Source organism: Bartonella sp. OC16QHHD (assembly GCF_042194035.1).
GTDB lineage: Bacteria > Pseudomonadota > Alphaproteobacteria > Rhizobiales > Rhizobiaceae > Bartonella.
The window spans coordinates 1-4,631 of sequence record NZ_JBHIMJ010000041.1; the positions used below are offsets into that span (position 1 = coordinate 1).

Annotated in this window: 8 protein-coding genes and 1 pseudogene; 3 read left to right on the top strand and 6 right to left on the bottom strand. The window is 40.6% G+C overall.

All coding sequences use genetic code 11. The features are described 5' to 3' along the window. Positions 1 to 447, top strand: a pseudogene (locus tag ACFIK1_RS05030) (hypothetical protein); the annotation flags it as partial. An 87-nt stretch (positions 448 to 534) separates the two neighbouring features. Here ACFIK1_RS05030 and ACFIK1_RS05035 read toward each other — a convergent pair. From ACFIK1_RS05035 to ACFIK1_RS05045, 3 genes are all read right to left on the bottom strand, one after another. Continuing rightward, complete coding sequence (locus ACFIK1_RS05035; protein WP_126602638.1) at positions 535 to 822, bottom strand: HigA family addiction module antitoxin; 288 nt, start codon at positions 820 to 822, stop codon at positions 535 to 537. 17 nt (positions 823 to 839) lie between these two features. Beyond that, positions 840 to 1,118 carry a type II toxin-antitoxin system RelE/ParE family toxin gene (locus ACFIK1_RS05040; protein WP_375640091.1) on the bottom strand — a complete coding sequence of 93 codons (279 nt, stop codon included), beginning with the start codon at positions 1,116 to 1,118 and terminating at the stop codon, positions 840 to 842. Positions 1,119 to 1,186: 68 nt separating this feature from the next. Continuing rightward, the gene (locus ACFIK1_RS05045) at positions 1,187 to 1,447 is read right to left on the bottom strand and encodes a type II toxin-antitoxin system HigA family antitoxin (protein WP_375655408.1); all 261 of its coding nucleotides are present in this window, start codon (positions 1,445 to 1,447) and stop codon (positions 1,187 to 1,189) included. Between the two features lie 77 nt (positions 1,448 to 1,524). Here ACFIK1_RS05045 and ACFIK1_RS05050 point away from each other — a divergent pair, with 77 nt between their 5' ends. Then, positions 1,525 to 1,821, top strand: a complete 297-nt coding sequence (locus ACFIK1_RS05050; protein ID WP_375662232.1) for a HigA family addiction module antitoxin — start codon at positions 1,525 to 1,527, stop codon at positions 1,819 to 1,821. 9 nt (positions 1,822 to 1,830) lie between these two features. Here the strand turns inward: ACFIK1_RS05050 and ACFIK1_RS05055 are convergent, their stop codons facing one another. From ACFIK1_RS05055 to ACFIK1_RS05065, 3 genes are all read right to left on the bottom strand, one after another. Further along, positions 1,831 to 2,217: a hypothetical protein gene (locus tag ACFIK1_RS05055; protein WP_375628618.1), complete on the bottom strand. Its 387-nt coding sequence runs from the start codon at positions 2,215 to 2,217 to the stop codon at positions 1,831 to 1,833. Beyond that, positions 2,210 to 2,461 (bottom strand): type II toxin-antitoxin system Phd/YefM family antitoxin, encoded by a 252-nt coding sequence (locus tag ACFIK1_RS05060; protein WP_375623751.1) that lies wholly within the window; start codon positions 2,459 to 2,461, stop codon positions 2,210 to 2,212. The genes ACFIK1_RS05055 and ACFIK1_RS05060 overlap by 8 nt, the downstream gene beginning before the upstream one ends. A gap of 124 nt (positions 2,462 to 2,585) precedes the next feature. Continuing rightward, complete coding sequence (locus ACFIK1_RS05065) at positions 2,586 to 3,104, bottom strand: Rha family transcriptional regulator (protein WP_375662233.1); 519 nt, start codon at positions 3,102 to 3,104, stop codon at positions 2,586 to 2,588. A gap of 357 nt (positions 3,105 to 3,461) precedes the next feature. Between ACFIK1_RS05065 and ACFIK1_RS05070 the strand changes: the two genes are divergently transcribed. After that, positions 3,462 to 4,631 (top strand): phage tail sheath subtilisin-like domain-containing protein (locus tag ACFIK1_RS05070; RefSeq protein ID WP_375662234.1); only part of this gene is annotated, 1,170 nt, incomplete at its 3' end.

Below are 4,631 nucleotides of genomic sequence, written 5' to 3' on the forward strand. Positions count from 1 at the left end.
TCTGTTGCATCACTCCGTGCAACAGGTAATTCTGGAGGAACAACGACCGTTGGCAAAAATTTTATTACCGCTAAAGGAGGAGAGTATGGTCGTGCTGGTTATCCTATTTACTCAAATAATCGTATTTCTGGCCGCCATTCAGGCGATGGCGGTGCTGGAGGTACAGGTGGAAACTTTGGTTTAGCAACGGATGACCACCTAGGAATTGCCAAAGGCGGAAATGGTTATGCTGGGACAAGCGGAATCAATGGAAAAACAAGCGGTAATGGCGGTGATGCTGGAGGCGATACATCAAGGGGTGGAGCTGGAGGGATAGGACTAGGTTCCTACAGTTCAGGAAAAGCCGGGCGTGGTTTTGGAGGTGGCGGGGCTGGTGCTCACTCTGATTCTTCTCCAAGTGGTGCTGGAGCTGATGGCGCTGTCCTCATAAGATTGTGGAAAGATTAAATGGTTATAAAAAACCACAAGAGAAAGATGATCAAAACTAAGCTATAATATTACATTCAGAAAGCATTCCAATACGATAGAACGGAACTAACAAGAACTCGTGAAAAGAGGATGTATTTTAGGTTGTTTATGTTTTAGAGCTTGCGCTAAATCATAATTTGCCTGCATAGCTAGCCAAGCACGTGCAGTACTCACACCAGCCATTTCAAGCCTAATAGCGAGATTGGGACTAATAGCGGCTTTCCCATTTAAAACCCTAGAAAATGCTACACGAGACATACCAAGCCGTTCGGCTGTTTCACTAACAGATAAGCCAAGTTCTGCGATTACATCTTCACGCAAGAGTTCACCAGGGTGTGGAGGGTTTTTCATCATTTTTTAGCTCTCCTTATTTAATGATAATCTAGATAATCAACCAATTCGACATCTATACCAACAAAACGGAATATTACACGCCAATTTCCATTTACTGTAATTGACCAATAGCCCTTAAGATCACCTTTTAGAGGATGTAATCGAAAGGACGGATAATTCAAATCATTTGGTGATATAGCTACGTCAAGAGCACCTAGAATACGCCTTAACTTTTGAGTATGAGCAGACTGAATTCCTTTTGTAATGCCAGTATTGTAGAAGGCTTCAAGCCCTTTATGTTTAAATCCCAAAATCATAACATATTGTATCGTGTATAGTTACCAAATACAAGAAAAAATTTCATAAATCCTAATAAAATGCCTTATCATTGATTTAAATAACCAATCGCAGGAACAAGATCTTTAGCGGCCAAGTTCATTTGTTCCATTCTAAATTTAATAGCCTCAATTGGATGAGGAGGAGAAACAGGATAGTGCTCTGCTTCATAAGCTTCAATTAACAAAACAAGAGTTTTCATTCTATCAAATTCTGGAGTATTAACTTCTGGCTGCTTATCAAACATTGCAGACACAATCTCTAAGGCTTCTTGGTAATCTCTCTCTGTACGAATTGGTTTGATATTCATTTCTTAAATTACACAGTATTGATGTTATACTGTTTAGATTGTAATGGTTTTTAAGTTAATTGCAAAGAAGACTATCTATGAATACACGCAATCCTAATCGTTGTCCTACTCATCCAGGAGAAGTTTTGGCAGAAATTATTCCTGAAACTGGTAAAACGAAGACAGAAATCGCACAGATTCTTGGTATATCACGCCAACATCTCTATGATATTCTAAATGCCGAAAAGCCTATATCTCCTTCTCTTTCGGCTTGTCTTGGCAAAATGTTTGGGAATGGAGCTGCCATATGGTTACGCATGCAAGCCAATTATGATGCGTGGCATGCTGAACGTGAAACAGATGTTAGCAAAGTTCCAACACTCCACGCTGTTTAATTGTATCACTCAGTCTCTAGAGACTTTTCCAAGTGGTTTTATTGCTTTAACTTCTTTAATTTTAAGTGCAATTTTACGCACGAAAGCGAGGCTAAAACGCCCTTGTGGTTTTAAATCTTCAAAGTCAAACAAAGATTCGCAAGGAACAACATTAAATTCATCAACACGCACCCAAGATTGCTTTTGCAACCCCGCACGTCTACATTCTATCTCAGGTACTTTTAAGCTATATTGTAAATTAATAGGCTCCTGAGAAGTAATAGGAAACAAAAAAATATGGCTTTCAGTTTTAACCATAACACAGGAAGGACGCGCTTTGCGTCCTGAATGTTCACCTTTTTGCGCTTGTTCGTGCCATAAATAATAATATTGAACAACATCCCCTGCTTTAAACATGTTCGTCGCCATTTAAAATATCATCTAAACCACGATCTAAGTCGTCTAATATATTTTGCGGTGCATCTGCATAAACAAAAGATTGTGCACCAGAACGCGCTTTTATTAATTCATGATATAAATCAACAGGAAGCATAATGATTTTTTCACGCCCTCGCTTTGTCAAAGCTACAGGTGTAGACATAGCCTCGTCTAAAATATCGCCTGCCCCGCGGTTTACATCTGTAAAACTATATTTTTTCATATGCACATCCTATCTTTAATGTATAATACGTATTATACGTACAATATGTATTATGTAAAGATATTTTATGCTGTTAACTACCTCCCCGCCTCAAAGGCGAGGAGATAAAATCATGTTTTTAAACTTAAGCTACTTTTGCAACAGGGCTTACTAAAACTCGTTTGGCTTCTTCAACAAGCGTTTTATAATGTTTGCTCTCTTCTGCTAATGTAAAAGCTTTCACAAGATGCATGTGAAGCGGTCCATAAATATAAACAGCTTTTTCAGTAGGTCCCATTTCGTCCCAGTTGCTTGGAAAATCAAAACGTGTATCACGGTCATTATCAATTAACTGGTTTTTTAAATCATAGAAAGCTTTAACGAGGGCTTTTTTGAATGCACGCACCATATCATTGTTACGCATATAGGTCATGAGTAGAGTGGCTTGTGGTTCATTGAGGATAGCAATTACTCTCTTTTGTCTTCCACCTTTGGTTCCAAAGGGTGCGATTTCAAATCCAACCCTTCCAAATTCTTCAAAGTCTTCAATATTTTGACGTACAAGCTTGATAACCGTAGCGTGGCTATTCCCCACACCCTCTGCAATTTTCAAAGAGGTTGTAACAGCGATACCAGCATTGTTGATTGTTACTAAATTGTTCATGATGAACTCCTTGTTGACTAATGTTTTTGATTGACACTCAATGAAGAATGCCGGGTGCTCAAAAACACGGCAACAAGCCCGTCGTTATGCTTTCCCCTCGAAAGGGTATTTTATGGCATAACCACACCCGACCCCACTATTATATGCGCGTAGCATATAATGAGTCAAAGTCTTTAATGCACAGAAGACTGATTATTTCGGTAACCAATCCGCTTGTTGTTTTAAGGTGTTTTTGAAGCACCTTTGTATGAATCTAACGGTTTTAAAGTTTTTGTCAAGTCGTCCTCAAGAGCGGCTCTTTACCTCTCATTTTTCTCATTCATTTTAATTCACCCCTCATTTAAAGGAGCATAAAGTATGGCAACAGTTTTTTTACACGGTGTTGAAGTCGTTGAAGTTGACGACGGCACCCGTCCCCTTCGCGCAGTACAATCGGCAGTTATTGGGATTGTTGGCACAGCACCCGATGCCGATGAACGAGCCTTTCCTCTTAACACACCCATTTTGGTAACGGGTTCTCTTTCACAAGCCGCTAAACTGGATAAAACGGGTAAGCGTCAAGGCACCTTACCCAATGCCCTTGATCTCATTTTCAAGCAAGTGGGTGCCATTGTTGTCGTCGTCCGTGTGAACGAGGGTGACAATGAAAATGCAACACTCACCAATGTTCTAGGGGGGGTGAACGCAAATGGCGCTTATGAAGGCGTCCATGCTTTGATTGGAGCGCAATCCATTGTGGGACAAACACCACGCATTCTTATTGCCCCAGGTTTTACGCACAAACGCCCTATAAGTCTTAGCAAGATTGATGTGACGAACCAAGGAAGCGGTTACACTCAAGCAACTGTTAAAATTGCTGGCGGTGCAGAAGCAGAAGCAATCCTGAAAGATGGAAAAGTAACTTCTGTTGTCATTAAAGAAAATGGCTTTGATTATCAAACCGCCCCCAATGTAACAATTGAAGGTGATGGAACCGGTGCGACAGCCAAAGCCGATATCAGTGTAACTTCTAATCCTGTAGCGGCAGAACTCATTGGTATTGCAGAGCGTTTGCGCGCCATTGTGGTGCTTGATGCACCCAACACAACAGATGAAGCAGCTCTTAGCACAGCAAAGGATTTTGATTCAAAGCGTGCCATTCTTATTGATCCATTTGTAAAAGTGAATCGTAATGGCAAAATTGTAGAACAGCCAGCAAGTGCAGCAGTTGCAGGTGTCATTGCCAAAACAGATTTTACACATGGTTTTTGGCATTCTCCTTCAAACAAAGTGATCAATGGCATTGTTGGTATTGCACGCCCCATTGATTTTTCCATTGGTGACAGATCAAGCCGTGCCAACCTTCTTAATGAACAAAACATCACAACAATTATCCGCGAAAATGGTTATCGTCTTTGGGGTAATCGCACCCTTTCAAGTGATACAAAGTTTGCTTTCTTATCCGTAGTACGCACCGCAGATATGATCAATGATGCCATTTTGCGCGGACATCTATGGGCTGTCGACCGCAATATCAAAAAAACCTAC

Bases quoted from the DNA above. Each gene is read 5' to 3' on its own strand.
- ACFIK1_RS05055 (WP_375628618.1), bottom strand. From the start codon at position 2,217: ATGTTTAAAGCAGGGGATGTTGTTCAATATTATTATTTATGGCACGAA.
- ACFIK1_RS05040 (WP_375640091.1), bottom strand. From the start codon at position 1,118: ATGATTTTGGGATTTAAACATAAAGGGCTTGAAGCCTTCTACAATACT.
- ACFIK1_RS05045 (WP_375655408.1), bottom strand. From the start codon at position 1,447: ATGAATATCAAACCAATTCGTACAGAGAGAGATTACCAAGAAGCCTTA.
- ACFIK1_RS05065 (WP_375662233.1), bottom strand. From the start codon at position 3,104: ATGAACAATTTAGTAACAATCAACAATGCTGGTATCGCTGTTACAACC.
- ACFIK1_RS05035 (WP_126602638.1), bottom strand. From the start codon at position 822: ATGATGAAAAACCCTCCACACCCTGGTGAACTCTTGCGTGAAGATGTA.
- ACFIK1_RS05060 (WP_375623751.1), bottom strand. From the start codon at position 2,461: ATGAAAAAATATAGTTTTACAGATGTAAACCGCGGGGCAGGCGATATT.
- ACFIK1_RS05050 (WP_375662232.1), top strand. From the start codon at position 1,525: ATGAATACACGCAATCCTAATCGTTGTCCTACTCATCCAGGAGAAGTT.